We start from the raw sequence: 18548 nt of genomic DNA on the forward strand, positions 1-18548 counted from the left end.
CCCACGCATAATGAAATTAGGAGTGGTGGGCTTTTATAAGACTACCCCACCAATAGTAGGGGCAAATCGGGAGGCGGGGTTAATTGATTCAGATAAGGGGATTTATAAAAAGTTATTCCCAAATAAGTTGGGGTAATGCCGGTCTCAAAATTAGCTTTAAGCTTCAGATCATCGGGTGGGTCAATCTGAATCACGATTGTATTTGAGAAATGACTGCACTTTTCGTTAAAACAAACCTTCTGACAATAGTCATAGATTTCTTTATAGTTTTCTAAGGAATAAAGTGCTTGACGAGGACTATCACTCTTTTCGTCTAAATCGATTGGATTAGAGAGTATTGAATTGGGTATGTTTGGCATTTCATGCAGACACGCAGCCTCTGCCACACTCCAAATATTCTGGAATGTGAATAAGAGTACCAATATCTGGATTAGAAATGTTTTTCTCTTCATACACAAATCTGTATTTAAAACACCAATAAGAAGCTGTCCAGATCTATCAAAGATCTGATCACAGAATTTGAGTAACCTTAAACTTTTTGCAGCCTTAAGTAAAGATATACAGAATTTTTGAAAAAAGCATAGGTCTAGATAATCAAGCTAGATTTTTTAGAACTCCACATTGGTCAATTGTACATAAGCCATCACAAGTACCTCTTAAATCAGATAGTTGTTCAATAAGCTTTTGTTGCTTGATTATATTTTCCCTGATAGCACTGACATGTAAGTCAATTAATTCATTCACATCTGAACAATTTTTCTTGGGATTATCTTTATAGGTGAGTAATTGACGAATTTCATTCAAACTCATATTTAAAGTTCGGCAATTTAAAATAAACTTAATTCGCTCAACATAGCCTACATCGTAAAGGCGGTAATTTCCTTCCGTTCTTTCCGGTTCCGGAATTAAACCTTCCTTTTCATAAAACCTAATTGTTAATACTGAACATGAGGTTTTTTTAGAGAGTTCACCAATTTTTAAATGCATTGAGTTGGTATTTCCAAAAAATCTTGACTCTATAGTAACTATAGGGATTCTAATATTCAAAGTTTATAAATTTTTTTAATGGGTATAATTATGAGTGGTTGTGGATGTAGTAAAGAAACACCATGCAAAGATAAGAAATCTCAACAAGAAAATCATCCATCAATTGCAGAAGCAAACAATTCAAAGAATTGTAATAATACGCTTAGCTGTTGTGGTGAAGAGGAAGAAGAAAAATCTTCATCTCCTTGCTGTAACACTTCAAACAGTTGTGAAGATACCGCTCAATCCTGTTGTGGTTCTGATCCCAAAGAAAATTTAAGCACTGAAGACGTTTTAAAAAATTCGCACTACATGAGTGAATACTTAGTTCCCAAAATGGATTGTTCTGCGGAAGAACAGATGGTTCGTATGGCGCTATCTTCAATTGATGGTGTTCAAAAACTCATCTTTGATTTACCTAACCGGTCTTTAAAGGTTCTACATAATCAAAAAGATGAAAATATAACTACCAAACTTGAAGCTTTGGGTTTTGGTGCAAAGCTTGTGAAGACTGAAACTTATATAAGCAATCAACAGGCTAAGCAAACAAGTACCTATACCATTCCTAAAATGGATTGCTCTGCTGAAGAGCAAATGGTCCGTATGGCTCTTGCAGATATTGAAGCAGTTAAAGGTCTTACTTTTGATCTTCCCAATCGAAAACTGAAAGTCTTCCATAATGAAGGGATTCAGCAAATTACGGCTAAACTCGAAGGACTGGGTTTTGGGGCGAAACTTGATGAAACACAGCTTTCTTCAGGCGATATACCTAATGAACCTGATCCTGTGAGACAAGCTAAAGTACTTAAACTGTTATTAGGCATTAATGCTCTACTTTTCTTTATAGAATTCATCAGCGGAATTATTGCTGCGTCTACAGGATTGATTGCTGATTCTCTAGATATGTTTGCCGATGCAGCCGTTTATGGTATTGCGCTATATGCCGTCGGAAAAGCTGCGAAATATCAAGTGAAAGCAGCCCATTTCGCAGGTTGGATTCAGTTATTACTTGCTGTCATCGTGATTATTGATGTCATTAGACGATTCATGTTTGGAAGCGAGCCAGAATCAACGCTCATGATTGTTATTGGCCTGCTCGCACTTATAGCTAACGTGACATGCTTATATCTTATTTCTGGTCATCGAGAAGATGGCGCACATATGAAAGCCAGTTGGATTTTCTCGGCGAATGACGTTGTCGTAAATATGGGCGTTATATTTGCCGGTGTACTCGTGGCGTGGACGGGATCAGCTTACCCAGACTTAATCATTGGCATCCTGGTTTCTTTATTCGTGCTTAATGGTGCTCGAAAGATTTTGGCTTTGAAGTAAGAGTATCGAAAATGAATCTATTTCAAGTTAAACAAAATCAGATCGTCAAAATTAGAGATCTCAAAAAAGGTAATCAATACAGTCATACCACTGATCCCGTATTGGAACGGCTCCAACTATTAGGTTTTAGAGAGGGTGAAACTCTACAAGTACTCGCTAAAGGTGTTTTTGGCGGAGATCCTGTTTTAGTTCAAATTGAAACTTCAAGATTCGCATTAAGAAAGAATGAAGCTGAAAGAATTTTTGTAGAGTTAGTATCCAATGAAGATTAAGAACATTGCATTAGTCGGTAATCCAAATTGTGGAAAAACCTCTTTATTTAATACGCTTACTGGTACGCGACAAAAAGTTGCCAACTATGCTGGAGTTACCGTAGAAAGAAAAGAAGGTTCTTTTAAATTACCTTCTGGTGATGCAGTACGAGTATTGGACTTACCCGGAACTTACAGTTTAAAACCTAGTAGTTTAGATGAAGAAGTCACCAGGGCAGTTTGTTTGGGCGAGCTAAAAGGTGAAGTTCTACCCGATATTTTTATATGCGTTGTAGATGCCACAAATTTAAGCTTACATTTGAGCTTGGTTCTCGAAGTTCGTGCTCTAAATCGCCCTATGATTCTTGTATTAAATATGATGGATGAGGTCAAAAAGCGTGGTATTTCCATTGATAAGGATAAACTGTCTCAACTGTTAGGTATCCCTGTAGTTGAAGCTGTCGCAGTTAAAACAAAAGGAATTCAAGATTTAATTAATCAATTAGATCAAAAAAATCTTTTTATTACTCCTTATCATTCTGAATTAAGTCATTTTGAACAGGTCAAACAAATCACCAAACAAGTTATTTTAAATAATGACAGTGGTGATAAAAGAACCGCATTTCTAGATAAAATTTTTCTACATCCTGTATTGGGTTTAGTAATCTTAACTTTAACCATGTTTGTGATGTTCCAGGCGGTATTTATATGGGCAACGCCTTTTATTGAATTCATTGAAAATTTTGTCGCATGGCTCAGTGATTTTATTGGACCACTAATCCAACATCCTCTATTAAAAAGCTTGGTTGTGGATGGGGTAATTGCTGGTGCAGGTAGCGTGCTTGCATATATGCCTCAGATTTTGATTTTATTCTTCTTCATTTTAATGCTTGAAGAGTCAGGCTATTTACCCCGGGCAGCATTTCTTTTAGATAAATTAATGTCTAAAGCCGGGCTTAGCGGCCGTTCATTTATTCCTCTGCTATCCAGTTTTGCTTGTGCCATTCCCGGAATTATGGCAACCAGAAGTATCAGCTCTGAACGGGACCGATTAGCAACAATTATGATTGCACCCTTGATGACCTGTTCAGCAAGATTGCCAGTATATGCTTTATTGATCGCGGCATTTATTCCGAACCAATTAATCTACGGCTGGTTAAGTCTGCAAGGATTAGTCCTTTTTGGTCTTTATATGTCGGGAATAGTCTCAGCGTTATTAGTTTCAGTCTTTCTGAAATTGGTTCGAAAAGATAAAACTGAAAGTATTTTTATTTTTGAACTTCCCACATACCGAATTCCAGATATTAGAAATATTGCATTAGGCTTATATGATAGGGCAACTATTTTCTTAAAACGAGTTGGTGGCATTATCGTTGCACTGTCTATCTTGTTATGGGTGCTAGTCACGTTCCCTCAACCACCAGATAATGCAAGCATGCCGGCCATTAACTATAGTTTAGCTGGTCAGTTAGGACATTTAATTCATCCTATATTTGCGCCTATTGGGTTTACATGGGAAATATGTATTGCACTCATTCCTGCTATGGCAGCAAGGGAAGTTGTAATTGCTGCTCTTGGGGTGATTTATGCGATGTCAGGTGATGAAGATACAGTAACTCAAAGTCTGTTAAGTCAAATTTCAGGCCCGGATGGATGGGGGTTAGCCACAGGTTTATCATTATTGGTATGGTTTATTTTTGCTCCCCATTGTCTTGCTACGTTAGCAACAATTAGACGAGAAACTGGCAGCTGGAAACAGCCCATCATTATGGCAACTTATTTGTTTGCATTAGCCTACATCTTTTCATTCATCACATATCAAGTTGCGAGTAATTTTTAATTAGCAAATGAATAAAATAAGGGAGCTAGCTCCCTTATTTTATTGAAATACTCACTATAAATGAAGCGCTTTTACAAGAAAAACTGTATAGATATCAATAATATTAAACAGCTTCCTAAGAAAACTTCTAATTTAATTATAAATTATGAAAGAGTTCCCTCTTTTTAGTGCAATTCATGAAATTAGGTTTAAATATCAAAAATTATGGCTTAATGAATAGCATGATCTTGTAGACACTTTTAGTGAAATAATAATCAAAATATTGGAATGCTCCCAGTAGCCTAGACACAAAACCGATTCTAAAATTCTTATACTCGATATGGATAATTATTCTGAAAATTTTTTAGTATTAATTTCTTGTAGATAAGTGAAGATCTCATCTACTGTAGCTCTCGCTGTTCTAGAAACGCCAATTAATGTTGCAGATGCCATACCTGTCCAATCTCCATATCCAACTAACCACAAGTTAGGTAACTTAATAGACCTTCCATTTTGAACTTCTACAAAGTTATCTCGCTCTACTATATCTATACTTTTTAGATGATTTAATGAAGCCTTAAATCCAGTACACCAAATAATCACATCAATTTTCTCTTTTTTTCCATCTGGCCAAATAACTGCATCTGTAGCTAAAGATTGAAAAGGTGGACGGCTATGTAAGACTCCTCTATTCCTTGCCTCTTTGACACTATCGATCATCACAATATCACCTAGGCCACCTATTGGCTGGTCAACTTTTCTTCCTTCTTGTTGTACTTTTAAACGCTCAGTTGCTCTTAAAAACAGTACTCGACCATCGACATCATCAGGTAAAAATTGAGGCGGAGTTTTTGTGACCCAAATGGTTTCAGCAACTTGTGAAACCTCAGCGAGTATTTGCGCGCCCGAATTCCCCCCACCCACCACGATGACTTTCTTATCTTTAAATGGATCTGCATTCAGGTAATGGGCTGAATGTAACTGCGTGCCTTGAAAGTTTTCCTGTCCCGGATAATCAGGAATAAACGGCTGGCGCCATGTCCCTGTTGCACTGACCACCACCTTGGCTCGCCAAAACTTTTCTCCAGCATATACGTCTAAATACTTTCCCTTCGATTCCACACGATCGACATGTACTGGACGAACAATCGAAAATTGATATCTCTGTTCATAAGCCGATAAATACTGGATCACCTCATTTCGTGTTGGATAGGTCTGTTCAGTGATGGGCATCATCCAACCGGATAGAGAACTCCAGGTATTAGGAGAAAAAAGACGCAATGACTCCCAGGTATGCAGCCAGGCACCCCCCGCTTGATTTTGCTCATCCAATATAATGAATGGGATTTTCTTGCGCTTTAAAAAATAAGCGGTAGATAAAGCGGCCTGCCCACCACCGATAATGATCACATCAGTTTCAGTCTGTTTCTGGTTCAAAGCCTTCACCTTTTCCTTATTTATCTCTGACTTCTTTAATGTAAAAACCCAATCATGAAGACTGGGTTTTTACAATATTCATTGTACCTTTAACAGCACTTCATCGGTACAGCATAAAAGTGTTACTGACCTGGCAATGAGGCGCAGTATTTAATACCATCCAGCATTTATAAACTGCGCTGATTTACACGCTTGGACAACTCTTCAGCCGATTCCTTGCGTTCAGAATAACGATCAGTCAGGTATTTGCTTTGACCACGAGTCAGTAGAGTGAACTTAAATAACTCTTCCATGACATCCACAATCCGGTCATAGAAAGCTGAAGGCTTCATTCGTCCATCTTCTTCGAATTCCAAGAAAGCTTTCGGAATTGAAGACTGATTTGGAATGGTGATCATCCGCATCCACCGCCCCAAAATACGCATCTGGTTCAGGCTGTTAAATGACTGTGATCCACCACTGACTTGCATCAAGGCAAGGGTTTTACCTTGGGTAGCACGGATTGCTCCTCCTGCAAGTGGAATCCAGTCTATTTGTGATTTAAAAATGGAACTCATAGAACCATGACGTTCAGGTGAACACCAGACCATACCTTCAGACCATGCAAGAAGCTCATGCAGTTCTTTTACTTTTGGATGCTCAGTATCCGCATCTTCTGGCAAAGGAAGGCCCCACAAGTGATAGATACAGATAAAGCACACATATGGAGGTGCTTTGTCACGGTTAAAATGGGAAAGAAAATGTCCACCAGATCTTGAGCACAGGCAGGTTAAGTATAAAAATAACGTGATCGAATGTAATCATGGCAAGCTAAAGCGGATCATTAGGGCCACTTTAGGATTCAAATCGATGAAGACGGCTATGCCACATGCATCTATTCAGATGGCATTAAACACCGATGATGTACAGACGAAGTAGTAGCAGCCGATCCTACTAAAAGAATAGCAAACGATAAAAACAGCGATAAGCATGTTTTTAACCACTGCATAAAAATAGACCAAAAATTAAGCTTTTTTAGTTTTACAGATTCGAAAATAAATAGTAATAATTCATGAATAGTAGCCGAAGCTACCATTCATGAATCCAAATCATACTATTTTAAAAAACAAACTCGATACCTGCACCATACAACCATCCTTTTTCTGAATTGGACGCTTGTTGTAGAGAAGTTAGCTTTTGTCCCTTTTCATATTGATAAGCTACATCAACAAAAGGTTTAATCCGTTTAGTAATCTCATAACGAGTTTTCAGCCCAGTCTTCAATTCGGATAATCCGTTTTTTGAAGCATAGTTAGAATCATCGTTTAATACTAAATCTGCTTCAATATAAGGTTGAGTAATAAGTTTTTGGGTTAGCAAGAAGTCACGCTCTAATTCAAAACTAGCTCCCCAAAAATTATTTTCACCACCATATAAATAAGCCTGAGTTTCAAAGAAATAAGGAGCTAGACCTAATATACCAATAACCCCATCCACTCGATCGCTGCTGCTGTTATTTTTATCTTCACTATATCTTACCCCAGCTTGTACATCCCAAAATGGGGCTACGTTACGGCTATAAAGTGCTGATACAGCATATTTTGGATCATTACTTTCTGACTTTTCCGAATTGGCTTCAATAAATAGACGATTTTCATCTGTTCCAATTAAAGTTTCAAACTTTGTTCCTAGGTTGCCCTTACCGTCTTCATCAACCATCCATTCATTTTCAAATTTTGTCGTTTGATAAATTTGTCCACCATGTTCTTTAAGATGATCATCATGAGATGGGGCTGATCTCTTTCTTGCGGTCAGAATAATATTATCTCCCCCATTTGCATTTTCCATTGAATAATATTCTGGATACAATTCTTGGGGGCTATATCTTAAGCCACCAGACTCCTGTAATAAGACTCTCATACCATTTGTAATATTACTTTCTTGTTCCGAAGTGCTGCTATTAGCAAAAGTTAAGTTTGATATACTTATTAATGCAATTGATAAGACTGTTTTTGAGAAGAAATTCTTAGTGATTTGCATGTGGATTTACTCCCTTCTCACTTATTGGGGGCTGAGCAACAGTCTTTGTAGAATTACCATCTTCCACTTGAGCTACAATGAGTTTATTCATCATTCCTGCACTCATATGGTAAAGCAGGTGACAATGAATAGCCCACTCACCTAACTCATCAGCTGTGAGTAGAGTGGTTATCGTTTTCCCAGGTGGAACAATTACCGTATGTTTGTTTGGCATATTGCTTGGATCCTGACCATTCTCAAGCTGCATAAACATGCCATGTAAGTGCATTGGGTGAGCCATCATACTGTCATTGACAAATTTTAAGCGAATACGTTCACCATACTTCACCACTAGTGGGTCGGCTTCATTAAATTTTTTACCATTTATTGTCCAAATATAACGCTCCATGTTTCCACCAAGACGGATCTCTATTTCACGTTCAGCTGCACGAGTGTCTTTTTGAGGATCTAACGATTGCAAATCACTATATTGCAATGCTTTATTACCTTCAGGTGTTGAAGCATTTGCCCATCCAAATACGGTATTATCATTCTTGTCTGAAGCCGCCTTAACAGTAGCGCTATTCATCGGCATATCATGATCCATACCTTTCATAGAAGACATATCATGATCCATACCTTTCATAGAAGACATATCGTGATTCATGCCTTTCATAGAAGACATATCATGATTCATATCTTTCATTGAAGACATATCATGATCCATACCTTTCATAGAAGACATATCGTGATTCATGCCTTTCATAGAAGACATATCATGATCCATACCTTTCATAGAAGACATATCGTGATTCATGCCTTTCATAGAAGACATATCATGATTCATTCCCATATCTTCCATAGTCAATAAAGAACGAGGACGAGGCTTAGGCATCTCAATTTGTTTTACAGGTGAGGTATTTTCATCATGTAAGGTTCCAACCGAAAATCCAGTACGATCAATAGATTCAGCTTCGATTTGATAATGGGCTTGTTTCGGTTCAACAATGACATCATAAGTTTCAGCAGTACCTATACGGAACTCATCTACAGGAACGGGCTTTACAGGTTGACCATCAGCACTGACTACAGTCATTTTTAGGTTTGGAATGCGTACATCAAAGAATGACATAGCGGAAGCATTAATAAAACGAAGGCGAACTTTTTCACCAGCTTTGAAGTTACCCGTCCAATTTTGCTGAGGTGTCTTGCCATTCATTAAAAATGTATAACCAGTCACATCGGACATATCTGTTTTCAGCATTCGCATCTGATTCCACATAGAACGGTCTTGCCAAGTCGCTTTTAGCCCATCACGTTTAACTTGTTTTAATACATCGAATACTGTTTCGCGGCGGTTCTGATAGTAGTCTGCTTCTTTTTTAATATTTTTCATAATTTGATCACTTGTCGAATTATGAAAATCAGAAAGCAAAACAACGTAATCTTTATCGGTTTTTTCAGCAGCTGTTAGTGGAGTTTTATCTTTAGGATAAATAACAAAAGCACCATATAAACCGTCTTGTTCTTGTCCTTTACTATGTGAATGATACCAATAAGTACCATTTTGGCGGACTTTAAACTTATATTCATAAGTTTTATTAGGGGCAATGCCATTAAATTTGTTAAATCCAGGTACACCATCCATAATTCCAGGTAATAATAAGCCATGCCAATGGATTGAAGAGTCCTGATTTTTTAACTTATTGTGAACACGGATAACGGCCTCATCACCTTCTTCAAATTCAAGAAGTGGTGCAACGAATTTACCATTTACAGTAATTCTCTCAACTGGTTTTCCTGTGATATTTACAGTTTGTTCAGCGATTGTTAAATCATATTCTTTAACTGCCGCCATTACCCAAGTTGATGAAAATAAACCAACTCCAATTAAGAGTATATGACTTAACTTTTTTGACATTCTATCTCACCTTTAGAAAGGTCAAGATTGAAGTAATAAAGCAAATATTTAGTATAAACTTTAATACTTCTTTCTCGCTATTTATAAAATTATTTATTGCTACTAGGCATATTCATCTTTGAATGATCCATTTTAGAATGGTCCATATTCATCATAGAATGATCCATTTTTGACATGTCAGATGAGTTAGGAGACTGATGTTGACTATGATCTTGCTGAGTCTTGTCATCTTTTTCCATTTTACAAGGTTTTGTACAAGGTTCCTGTGCTTTTACCGTTTTAGTGGCACTTGAGGTTGATACATCTTTTGCCCAAGATTGAGTACCAGCAATTAAAGTTCCAGCACACATTAAAATTGTTAGACTACGACGCACTACAGTTTTCATAAGTTTCTCTAAAAGTTAATTTCTTGCTACTACAATAAAGTGAAGCACTGAACATCTAAGTGACTTGAAAATGACATTTTTGTAATCTATCTCGATCAGATGTTTTATAACGTTATTATAGTTTTAATGAATGACTTAGGATTCGGAAATGAGAATACTATTAGTTGAAGATGAACAAAAAACTGGTGATTATCTCAAGCAAGGTTTATCCGAAGCTGGCTATATTACGGACTGGGTTACAGATGGGTTAACGGGTAAACATCAAGCTCTTTCTGAAGAGTATGACTTAATTATTTTAGACGTGATGTTACCTGGACTAAATGGTTGGAATATTATCAATGATATTCGTAGCAGCGGTAAAACAATGCCCATTCTTTTTCTTACCGCCCGAGATCAAATCGAAGATCGAGTAAAAGGATTAGAGCTAGGCGCTGATGATTATTTAATAAAGCCTTTTGCTTTTGCAGAGCTTCTTGCTCGAATCAAAACTCTCCTTAGACGAGGGCAGCAAAGAGAAGATAGTAATATTATTAAGATTGCTGATTTAGAACTTGATTTGAGAAAACGTCGGGTAACGCGAGCGGGTCAACGCATTGATCTGACGGCAAAAGAATTCGCGCTTATGGAACTTTTTATGCGTAGACGAGGTGAAATTTTACCAAGAGCGCTGATTGCTTCTCAAATTTGGGATATGAATTTTGATAGTGATACGAATGTCGTTGAAGTCGCTATTAAACGATTAAGAAGTAAAGTTGACAGTAACTTTACTCCCAAATTAATTCAGAATATTCGAGGAATGGGGTATGTACTAGAGGTAGAGGATGAATAATAATTTATTCAGAGCGATCAGTTTCCGGATCGGTATCATTTTCTCATTATCTACTATTTTCATTCTAATTATTATGGGTTTGTTCATAAATAAATTAGTAATGCATCATTTTGAAACTCAAGACCGTACCCAATTAGAAGGTAAAATCCAGCTTATTCAGAATCTTCTCCAACAGCATCCTAAAAATTCTCCAGAACTTAATCTTTATTTAAGAGATGCGTTAGTTGGACACCATGATCTTATGGTCCAAATAGAACGACCGACAGGCCAAATTTTATTTAGTTCAGCATCCTCAATCATTAATACTCAAAATTTAATCAAGTCAGCAAATAATTCATGGATTAAATGGCAAGTTCAAAATAAGACCTATCGTGGCATGATCTACACTACAGGTATAAATAGAAATTCTGAAATACAATCTGTACGAATTATTGTTGGGATCGATACATCAGAACATCTACATTTTCTAAAAGATTTTAAGCGTCAACTTTTGTATATTGGTTTGGCTGGTACAATTTGTTTAATGTTTTTAGGTTGGTTTGCAACCTGGAGAGGTTTAAGACCCGTGCAAAAAATGGCTAAGGTCGCAGAAGGAATTTCTGCTCAACATCTTTCAGAACGTTTAGAAGTTGAGCATACACCAACCGAACTAAAATCATTGGCAATCGCCTTCAATGCTATGCTGGACAGACTAGAGTCAGCTTTAGAAAAACTTTCCGATTTTTCATCTGATTTAGCACATGAAATTAGAACACCGATTAATAATTTAATGACCCAAACTCAAGTATGTCTCGCCCGTAACCGAGATATTGGTACTTATCAAGAAATACTATTTTCTAATTTAGAAGAATTTGAACGTTTGGCTCGAATGGTGTCCGATATGCTTTTCTTGGCAAAAGCAGAACATGGCTTAAATTTACAGAACTTACAGAATATTGACCTCATTAAAGAAGTTACCGCTTTATTTGATTTCTATGACGCTCTAGCTGCCGAAAAAAATATGACACTTCAACAAACAGGATCTGGCAATGTAAAAGGTGATCCTGCTATGTTACGTCGCGCACTCAGCAACCTATTGTCTAATGCAGTTAAATATGGAAACAAGAATTCTACAATACAGATAAAACTTCAACAGAATTTAGATAACACAATATTTTCAATTGAAAATGAAGGCCCTGAACTCTCTCCTGAACAACTATCCAGATTATTTGATCGTTTTTATCGAACAGATGCGTCTAGACAAAGAACAGAAGAAGGAACCGGCTTAGGGCTTGCCATAACAAAATCTATTCTTGATATGCTTGGGGCGACCATCCAGGCTGAATCCCTCAATGGTCGAATCATTTTTACCATTGTTTTTCAAAGTGAATCCATGCAAGGGGAATCATTTTAACTCATTTTTTGAACCTCTTCCATTTACCCGAGTTGACCTTACATAAAGCTCAAACTGAGAGCCAGAGCTACGCCAGCACCTATCATGGCAATTGTGTAGCCAAATATGATAGCTCGGCCAAACTGTGCCCCCCCTGTCATCCATGCAATTGTCGCTTTGCTTAACATGTTGCTCAGTGTGGCCAGCCCTAGCGCGACAGCAGCCACATTTGTTGTTAAGCCTTCAGTACTATGCAGGCGGGCAAGTGAGACTAAAATAGCATCTACGTCTGCTAGCCCAGAAATAGTCGATAATACGAAGATGCCGCTGGTGCCCAACCATTGTTTTGCTGCCGGGACCAAGACTGCCATGACAGCCAGGAAAGCAGCGAAGCTGAATGCTGTCCCAAGATCAAAAGGAGCCATTGCTTCTATTGTTCGATCGTTGTTTTCAGCGCTGGTAATTTGGCGTTGTCTCCACAATGCCATACCCAGCAGAAGGATTCCCGCAATCATCATTGCACCACCAAAAGTGCTTAGCAATGCTGGCTCAATGACGCCTATCAGCACAACCATACGAAAAAACATGATGCCACAGGCAGCCAATGTTCCAGAAATAGCAGCACTGACCATGACGGGGTGCTGGCGTGTATAGCGTGCCAGTGCGACAGTTGCAGCTGTAGAAGATGCCAAACCACCCAATAGACCTGTCCAGAATATGCCTCTTTCTGAACCGGTAAGCCGCATGGCAAAATGACCTGCCAGAGAGAGTCCGGCAATCAGGATCACTGCCCACCATAACTGGTAAGGATTTAATGCAGCAAAAGGTCCCAGACCCGTATTGGGTAAGTAGGGTAATATAACGACAGAAAGTACCAGCAACTGCAGGGATGCGGTTAATTCACGATGCTCTATCAAGCGTAGCCAACCGTGTAAGGTTGGCTTGAGATCCAAAAATACAGCGACGATTACAGCCGCGGTTAATGCTAAAGTAACATTACCATGGGATGCATATGCACCTAAAACTAATGTCAACAGCATCGCGATCGTCGTGGTAGCGCTTAGATTACCGGAAAGTTTTGCGGTACGCGCGTAGGACACTGTTAATAATAAGGAAAGCCCTAATACGGCCGCGACCAGCGGCCAAGGCCCGAAGTTTGGTTGTAAATGACCGAGCACTCCTCCGAGCAATCCTGTCAATGTGAAGGTACGTAGGCCTGCTACTCGGCTGCCCTCGGGCAATTCACGATCGTGCCATCCTCGTTCTAAACCAATGAGCAGGCCGATGGCAAGTGCTGCAATAAGACCTGGTACATCTGGTGGAAGAAAGGAACTCTCTATCATAACTTTTTATTTCGCAGGCGAAGGGCATTCGTGATGACTGAAGCTGAACTCAAACTCATAGCCAAGGCGGCAATCATCGGTGACAACAACCAACCGGTAAATGGATATAGTACGCCAGCCGCGATAGGGATACCCAAAGCATTGTAAAGGAAAGCAAACATGAGGTTCTGTTTCATGTTGCCGACAGTAGCTTCCGAAAGTGAACGGGCAACAGCAATCCCTCGTAAATCTCCCTTGACCAGCGTAACTTGGGCACTATTCATTGCAACATCAGTCCCGGTTCCCATAGCGATACCGACATCAGCTTTAGCCAAGGCTGGTGCATCATTGATGCCATCACCAGCCATAGCCACGATGCGACCTTCCTTCTGCAATTTGCTGACCAGTTCTAGTTTATCTGCGGGTTTGACTTCGCCATGTACCTCATCAATGCCTAGACGTGCTGCGACTGAACGGGCAGTGGTGAGACCATCTCCTGTTGCCATCACGATACGTAGACCCGCTTCCTTCAGGGTGGCAAGTGCTTCTGGGGTATTTTTTTTAATGGGATCGGATACTGCAAGCAGACCGGCCAATTCACCATTGATGGCTAGATGCATCACACTTGCACCTTCCGAACGCAGCTCTTCGGCTTGCGGAATCAGAGATTGTACCGAGATACCCAATTGCTCCATCAGTGCTGTGTTGCCCAAAGCTAACTGACGATCGCCCACTTGACCTCGAACACCAATCCCTGAGCCCGATTCAAAATTATCTGGTGTTTCAAGAGACAGGCCACGTTCGTGTGCTGCGTTTACAATCGCTTCGGCTAGCGGGTGTTCACTGCCTTGATCAAGACTGGCGGCTAAACGTAATACTTCAGATTCGTCAAAATCTGATGCGGCAACTACACGATCGAATACAGGGCGTCCTTCAGTTAACGTACCTGTTTTATCGATGATTAGTGTGTCAATCTTGCGTAGATTCTCAATGGCTGCTGCATCACGAAACAGCACACCATGAGTAGCACCTTGACCCGTCGCAACCATGATAGACATTGGAGTTGCCAAGCCTAGTGCACAAGGACAGGCAATAATGAGTACTGCCACAGCATTGATTAATGCATAAACCCAGCTTGATTCTTCTGGGCCGAATAGTCCCCATCCAAAGAAGGTAAGCAAGGCAATGGTCACTACAGCCATGACGAACCAACCTGCTACCTGATCAGCCATACGTTGCATTGGTGCTCTCGATCGTTGAGCTTGCGCCACCATCTGTACGATCTGGGATAACATGGTACTTGAACCAATTTTCTCTGAACGCATGATCAATGAACCATTGGTATTCAGGGTAGCTCCAATGACTTTATCGCCGATACGTTTAGTGATAGGTAAAGGTTCACCTGTCAGCATCGATTCATCCACTGAACTACTTCCTTCAGTGATTACACCATCCACAGGCACTTTTTCACCTGGGCGAATTCTGAGTAAATCTCCTACATGGACATGCGTTAGAGGAACATCTTCTTCAGTTCCATCAGGCAGGATTCGGCGAGCTGTTTTAGGAGCGAGCCCAAGGAGTGACTTAATTGCAGCAGAAGTTTGCGAACGTGCTTTTAACTCCAATATTTGTCCCAGTAGGGTCAATGAAATGATGACCGCTGAAGCTTCAAAGTAAACAGCGACACGACCCATGGAAATAAATGAGTCTGGGAAGATTTGCGGTGCAATGGTTGCGACCACACTATAAATAAATGCAGCTCCAGTGCCCAAACCAATCAGCGTCCACATGTTCGGGCTGCGATTCACAACCGATTGCCAACCCCGGGAAAAAAATGGCCAACCTGCCCAAAGTACAATTGGGAGTGACAACACCAGTTCAATCCAGCTCTGAACAGCCATATTGAACAGGTTCATTTGATGACCAAACATCGCCAAAAAAGTCACGATGATGGTCAATGGCAGTGTCCACCAGAAGCGTCGGCGGAAATCACGTAACTCCGGATTCTCATCTTCCTCTAATTCAGGAATGAGTGGCTCCAGTGTCATTCCGCATTTAGGACAGTTTCCAGGATGATCTTGCCTGATTTCTGGATGCATTGGGCATGTATAGATGGTCGTACCTGTTGTGCTTGCCGCATTAACGTGTTGAACAGTCTGATGATGCTGTGTATGTGCATCGGCAGTCGTCGTTGCGGGTTTAGCGATATATTGCACCGGGCTGCTATGAAACTTTGATTGACATTTATCACTGCAAAAAAAGTAAGTTTTCCCCTTAAATTCCTCATGGTATTTCGATTCTTCAGTGACGGTCATACCACAGACTGGGTCTTTCAGTACGTCTGTTGTAGCCTGTGCCATATGGTCCTGGTTATGATTTTTTTGATCTGACATAAATAATTCTCTTATGGCAAAGTGGTTTTATGGCCGAATTTTGGAATAAATCTCGGAGTCTGTTGAGCATAGCTGTCATAGACAGCGCCAAACTGTTTACTCATTTCAGCCTCTTCCTTAATTGCCAAGCGGCTGTACATTAAGAGTAAGATTGGAAACATAATCAGTGTCAGTAAAGTTGGCCATTGCAATAAAAACCCCAGCAAGATCATCACAAAAGCTACGTATTGTGGGTGGCGTATGCGCGCATAGGGTCCGCTTATTGCCAATTGGTGATGACGTTGTGCGTGGTACAACACCTGCCATGCTTTTGATAGTAAATAGAAACCATAGCCCAAAAAAATATAACTCGCGATGTGCAGAATGCCAAAATGTGGATCACCCTTTTCGCCTAGTAGCGTTGACCATAAGTGACCTGAGTTATGCGACAGCAAGTCAAGTTGAGGGAAGCGAGTTTGTAGCCAGCCTGACAACAGATAAATTGTTAAAGGGAAACCATACATCTCGACAAACAATGCAATGATGAAAGCAGAGAAAGCGCTAAAAGTACGCCAATCTCGCGCTGTGGCGGGTTTAAAAAAACTGAAGGCAAACATAATGAAAATTGCCGAATTTATGATGACGAGCCACCACAGACCATAGGCCGATTCCGCATGATTCATGAGGGATCTCCTGGTTCGCGTGATTTTTTATTATCTGATGTGTCTGGATTTTTCTGTTGATGATGGTGATGTCCATGACCCCCATGCATAAAAATATGCATGACTGGACAGGCTAAAAGGAGTAAAAAGGGCAAAACACCAACGACATGGGCCAAATGCTCGGTTAAGAGAAAATAGGCTGCCACACCACCCAACACGAATAGACCGATGGCGTAGCGAGTAGACCAGAAGTTAGGTACTGAATTATATTCTTGGTGTTGGTTATTCATGGTGCTTTCCCCTAATTCATGGGTAACTATTTAGTTGCTGAAGGAGGCATACAGTCCATCATCATCTGCATCATGGATTGCATCATGTCCATACGTTTTTCCATCATCTGCTGACGGTCAGCCATATTTGCATTCATGCTTTGGCTGCCCATCTGTTTCATCATACTCATACCTCCTTGCATGAGTTTCATGTGCTCAGCCATAAGTTTCTGACGTTCTTGTGGGGTTTTTGCAGCCATCATCTTCTCATGCATGGCTTGCATCGCCTTCATGTGTTGATCCATTGCAGCCATTTTATCTGTAGCAGTGGTGCTGGTAACTGTTTGCTTAATTGTTACTGCAGATGGTGCTGTTTTTTCAGGGTGGTGATCTTTGTGTTCATCGGATTGCTGTGCAAATGTATTCAATGACGCGGCTGCGATACATAAGCCCAAAAAAATGTTTTTGAATTTCATCATAATTTTTTCCTTTAAATAATTTGGAAGTAAAAGCTATGTTTTAGTACTGAACAGAGTCTAGGAATTTGACTACTAAACTGATGAAATTTTTGGTTATTCTCTGTCTCTCTTAAAAATTTTAGCACTATTAATTAATTATTTTTAAAAATGACAAAAATGTAATTTTGAGATCTTCTCGAAATATATAGTCTATGCTGAGATGACAAAAATTTTATTTAATATTAATCTTTTAAAACTATTAAAGTTGTTATGATTTTATGTGCTTAAAAAAATAAAAATGAAATGATTAGATGACTCCAAGGCTAGTTAGAGACACATTCTTAATGTAATTTACACTGTTATTCCTTTAAAGAAAAAATACAGTTGATCAAAATAGTTTTTTATAGAAAAAAGGGTGGATAATTTAATTATTAAACTTATTGGTATATTTATTAGATAGAAGGTAAAGAAGATTATTTTTAATATTAGGGTTTATAATCCAAATTTCAGAGTAAGGAATCTACTACTTATATAATAGAGATTCCATCTCCAAAACAGTACTACTGTATGAATGAGTTGTATTCAATGCAGGGAAGAATGTAGATCCTTAATACTAACGGAAAATTATTTTACTGAATTTTCATGTAAAGACTCATTTAATTGATCAATCACTGTCGTCCATTCACCATCAGAGTGTAGTTTTTCTTCTAAAAAATGACGTTGAGCATCAGTCCAAAAAATTGCTTGTGTTAAAAAAACATCTCCAGCTAGCTGATGGCTCTCTATGAATTTTGCAATTGCTTCTTCAGTAGAAGCTAAACCAAGCTGTTCAAATAATTTGGTCATTCTTGGACGTGTTTGAGTCATGTGCTTAGCCCACAAATTTATATTAGATCAAATTAAACATAACATGTTTATATTTAAACTAAAATATAAAAAATTAAATAGCTACTATTTTCTTAGACAAAATGATTACTACATTTCATAAATCAACCACCTACATAATTTGTTTGTTAAATGATCATTATTTTTCAATAAGATTATTTTAATAGTTAAAGATTTTAAATTTTAAAAATGACAAAAATGTAATTTTG

At 39.0% G+C, this 18548-nt stretch carries 18 protein-coding genes and 2 pseudogenes; 6 read left to right on the top strand and 14 right to left on the bottom strand.

The window, feature by feature from the left end:
• Positions 1-41 precede the first annotated feature (41 nt).
• Positions 42-452, bottom strand: coding sequence for a hypothetical protein (locus AC3CAU_RS15340; RefSeq protein ID WP_131367341.1), 411 nt, complete (start codon positions 450-452; stop codon positions 42-44).
• A gap of 142 nt (positions 453-594) precedes the next feature.
• Positions 595-987 (bottom strand): Cd(II)/Pb(II)-responsive transcriptional regulator, encoded by a 393-nt coding sequence (cadR, locus tag AC3CAU_RS15345; RefSeq protein WP_004992253.1) that lies wholly within the window; start codon positions 985-987, stop codon positions 595-597.
• Positions 988-1077: 90 nt separating this feature from the next.
• Between cadR and AC3CAU_RS15350 the strand changes: the two genes are divergently transcribed.
• The 3 genes from AC3CAU_RS15350 to feoB are packed head-to-tail and all read left to right on the top strand — an operon-like array spanning position 1078 to position 4449.
• Complete coding sequence (locus tag AC3CAU_RS15350) at positions 1078-2358, top strand: cation efflux transmembrane domain-containing protein (protein ID WP_138001017.1); 1281 nt, start codon at positions 1078-1080, stop codon at positions 2356-2358.
• Positions 2359-2369: 11 nt separating this feature from the next.
• A complete protein-coding gene (locus AC3CAU_RS15355; RefSeq protein WP_004665962.1) occupies positions 2370-2630 on the top strand; it encodes a FeoA family protein in 261 nt (86 codons plus the stop codon).
• The gene (gene feoB / locus AC3CAU_RS15360) at positions 2620-4449 is read left to right on the top strand and encodes a ferrous iron transporter B (RefSeq protein ID WP_139880836.1); all 1830 of its coding nucleotides are present in this window, start codon (positions 2620-2622) and stop codon (positions 4447-4449) included. Before AC3CAU_RS15355 ends, feoB begins: the two co-directional genes overlap by 11 nt.
• A gap of 327 nt (positions 4450-4776) precedes the next feature.
• Here feoB and AC3CAU_RS15365 read toward each other — a convergent pair whose 3' ends face one another.
• Positions 4777-5865, bottom strand: a complete 1089-nt coding sequence (locus AC3CAU_RS15365; protein WP_062032166.1) for an ArsO family NAD(P)H-dependent flavin-containing monooxygenase — start codon at positions 5863-5865, stop codon at positions 4777-4779.
• Between the two features lie 167 nt (positions 5866-6032).
• Positions 6033-6527 carry an arsenical resistance protein ArsH gene (gene arsH / locus AC3CAU_RS15370; RefSeq protein WP_010117055.1) on the bottom strand — a complete coding sequence of 165 codons (495 nt, stop codon included), beginning with the start codon at positions 6525-6527 and terminating at the stop codon, positions 6033-6035.
• Positions 6528-6533: 6 nt separating this feature from the next.
• Here arsH and AC3CAU_RS15375 point away from each other — a divergent pair.
• Positions 6534-6726 (top strand): annotated as a pseudogene (locus AC3CAU_RS15375) (DDE-type integrase/transposase/recombinase); the annotation flags it as partial.
• Positions 6727-6742: 16 nt separating this feature from the next.
• Here AC3CAU_RS15375 and AC3CAU_RS15380 read toward each other — a convergent pair.
• The 4 genes and pseudogenes from AC3CAU_RS15380 to AC3CAU_RS15395 form a co-directional block, all read right to left on the bottom strand.
• Positions 6743-6940 (bottom strand): annotated as a pseudogene (locus tag AC3CAU_RS15380) (hypothetical protein); the annotation flags it as partial.
• A gap of 23 nt (positions 6941-6963) precedes the next feature.
• The gene (locus tag AC3CAU_RS15385; RefSeq protein WP_086194806.1) at positions 6964-7884 is read right to left on the bottom strand and encodes a copper resistance protein B; all 921 of its coding nucleotides are present in this window, start codon (positions 7882-7884) and stop codon (positions 6964-6966) included.
• Positions 7871-9784, bottom strand: a complete 1914-nt coding sequence (locus AC3CAU_RS15390) for a copper resistance system multicopper oxidase (RefSeq protein ID WP_086194807.1) — start codon at positions 9782-9784, stop codon at positions 7871-7873. Before AC3CAU_RS15390 ends, AC3CAU_RS15385 begins: the two co-directional genes overlap by 14 nt.
• Before the next feature lie 89 nt (positions 9785-9873).
• Entirely contained in the window at positions 9874-10170 is a 297-nt protein-coding gene (locus AC3CAU_RS15395; RefSeq protein WP_004281865.1) for a hypothetical protein, read from the bottom strand.
• 148 nt (positions 10171-10318) lie between these two features.
• Here AC3CAU_RS15395 and AC3CAU_RS15400 point away from each other — a divergent pair, with 148 nt between their 5' ends.
• Together AC3CAU_RS15400 and AC3CAU_RS15405 are read left to right on the top strand one after the other, a co-directional pair.
• The gene (locus AC3CAU_RS15400; RefSeq protein ID WP_004668313.1) at positions 10319-10999 is read left to right on the top strand and encodes a heavy metal response regulator transcription factor; all 681 of its coding nucleotides are present in this window, start codon (positions 10319-10321) and stop codon (positions 10997-10999) included.
• On the top strand, positions 10992-12392 hold the full coding sequence (locus AC3CAU_RS15405) for a heavy metal sensor histidine kinase (protein WP_086194808.1): 1401 nt from the start codon (positions 10992-10994) through the stop codon (positions 12390-12392). Before AC3CAU_RS15400 ends, AC3CAU_RS15405 begins: the two co-directional genes overlap by 8 nt.
• A gap of 38 nt (positions 12393-12430) precedes the next feature.
• On the opposite strand, the gene AC3CAU_RS15410 is transcribed toward AC3CAU_RS15405, so the two are convergent.
• From AC3CAU_RS15410 to AC3CAU_RS15435, 6 genes are all read right to left on the bottom strand, one after another.
• Positions 12431-13714: an MgtC/SapB family protein gene (locus AC3CAU_RS15410; RefSeq protein WP_004663995.1), complete on the bottom strand. Its 1284-nt coding sequence runs from the start codon at positions 13712-13714 to the stop codon at positions 12431-12433.
• Positions 13711-16086, bottom strand: coding sequence for a heavy metal translocating P-type ATPase (locus tag AC3CAU_RS15415; RefSeq protein ID WP_004663996.1), 2376 nt, complete (start codon positions 16084-16086; stop codon positions 13711-13713). The genes AC3CAU_RS15410 and AC3CAU_RS15415 overlap by 4 nt, the downstream gene beginning before the upstream one ends.
• An 11-nt stretch (positions 16087-16097) precedes the next feature.
• Positions 16098-16748 carry a methyltransferase family protein gene (locus AC3CAU_RS15420; protein ID WP_436914089.1) on the bottom strand — a complete coding sequence of 217 codons (651 nt, stop codon included), beginning with the start codon at positions 16746-16748 and terminating at the stop codon, positions 16098-16100.
• Positions 16745-17017: a DUF2933 domain-containing protein gene (locus AC3CAU_RS15425; RefSeq protein ID WP_436914088.1), complete on the bottom strand. Its 273-nt coding sequence runs from the start codon at positions 17015-17017 to the stop codon at positions 16745-16747. The genes AC3CAU_RS15420 and AC3CAU_RS15425 overlap by 4 nt, the downstream gene beginning before the upstream one ends.
• Before the next feature lie 26 nt (positions 17018-17043).
• A complete protein-coding gene (locus AC3CAU_RS15430; protein WP_004695737.1) occupies positions 17044-17475 on the bottom strand; it encodes a hypothetical protein in 432 nt (143 codons plus the stop codon).
• A 603-nt stretch (positions 17476-18078) separates the two neighbouring features.
• The gene (locus AC3CAU_RS15435) at positions 18079-18321 is read right to left on the bottom strand and encodes a DUF2789 family protein (protein ID WP_004281876.1); all 243 of its coding nucleotides are present in this window, start codon (positions 18319-18321) and stop codon (positions 18079-18081) included.
• Positions 18322-18548: the final 227 nt, after the last annotated feature.

The sequence above is a fragment of the Acinetobacter sp. GG23 genome (genome assembly GCF_057766365.1).

Bases quoted from the DNA above. Each gene is read 5' to 3' on its own strand.
- AC3CAU_RS15405 (WP_086194808.1), top strand. From the start codon at position 10,992: ATGAATAATAATTTATTCAGAGCGATCAGTTTCCGGATCGGTATCATT.
- AC3CAU_RS15385 (WP_086194806.1), bottom strand. From the start codon at position 7,884: ATGCAAATCACTAAGAATTTCTTCTCAAAAACAGTCTTATCAATTGCA.
- AC3CAU_RS15430 (WP_004695737.1), bottom strand. From the start codon at position 17,475: ATGATGAAATTCAAAAACATTTTTTTGGGCTTATGTATCGCAGCCGCG.
- AC3CAU_RS15425 (WP_436914088.1), bottom strand. From the start codon at position 17,017: ATGAATAACCAACACCAAGAATATAATTCAGTACCTAACTTCTGGTCT.
- AC3CAU_RS15400 (WP_004668313.1), top strand. From the start codon at position 10,319: ATGAGAATACTATTAGTTGAAGATGAACAAAAAACTGGTGATTATCTC.
- AC3CAU_RS15395 (WP_004281865.1), bottom strand. From the start codon at position 10,170: ATGAAAACTGTAGTGCGTCGTAGTCTAACAATTTTAATGTGTGCTGGA.
- AC3CAU_RS15340 (WP_131367341.1), bottom strand. From the start codon at position 452: ATGAAGAGAAAAACATTTCTAATCCAGATATTGGTACTCTTATTCACA.
- feoB (WP_139880836.1), top strand. From the start codon at position 2,620: ATGAAGATTAAGAACATTGCATTAGTCGGTAATCCAAATTGTGGAAAA.
- AC3CAU_RS15350 (WP_138001017.1), top strand. From the start codon at position 1,078: ATGAGTGGTTGTGGATGTAGTAAAGAAACACCATGCAAAGATAAGAAA.
- cadR (WP_004992253.1), bottom strand. From the start codon at position 987: ATGCATTTAAAAATTGGTGAACTCTCTAAAAAAACCTCATGTTCAGTA.
- AC3CAU_RS15435 (WP_004281876.1), bottom strand. From the start codon at position 18,321: ATGACTCAAACACGTCCAAGAATGACCAAATTATTTGAACAGCTTGGT.
- AC3CAU_RS15420 (WP_436914089.1), bottom strand. From the start codon at position 16,748: ATGAATCATGCGGAATCGGCCTATGGTCTGTGGTGGCTCGTCATCATA.
- AC3CAU_RS15410 (WP_004663995.1), bottom strand. From the start codon at position 13,714: ATGATAGAGAGTTCCTTTCTTCCACCAGATGTACCAGGTCTTATTGCA.
- AC3CAU_RS15355 (WP_004665962.1), top strand. From the start codon at position 2,370: ATGAATCTATTTCAAGTTAAACAAAATCAGATCGTCAAAATTAGAGAT.
- AC3CAU_RS15390 (WP_086194807.1), bottom strand. From the start codon at position 9,784: ATGTCAAAAAAGTTAAGTCATATACTCTTAATTGGAGTTGGTTTATTT.
- AC3CAU_RS15415 (WP_004663996.1), bottom strand. From the start codon at position 16,086: ATGTCAGATCAAAAAAATCATAACCAGGACCATATGGCACAGGCTACA.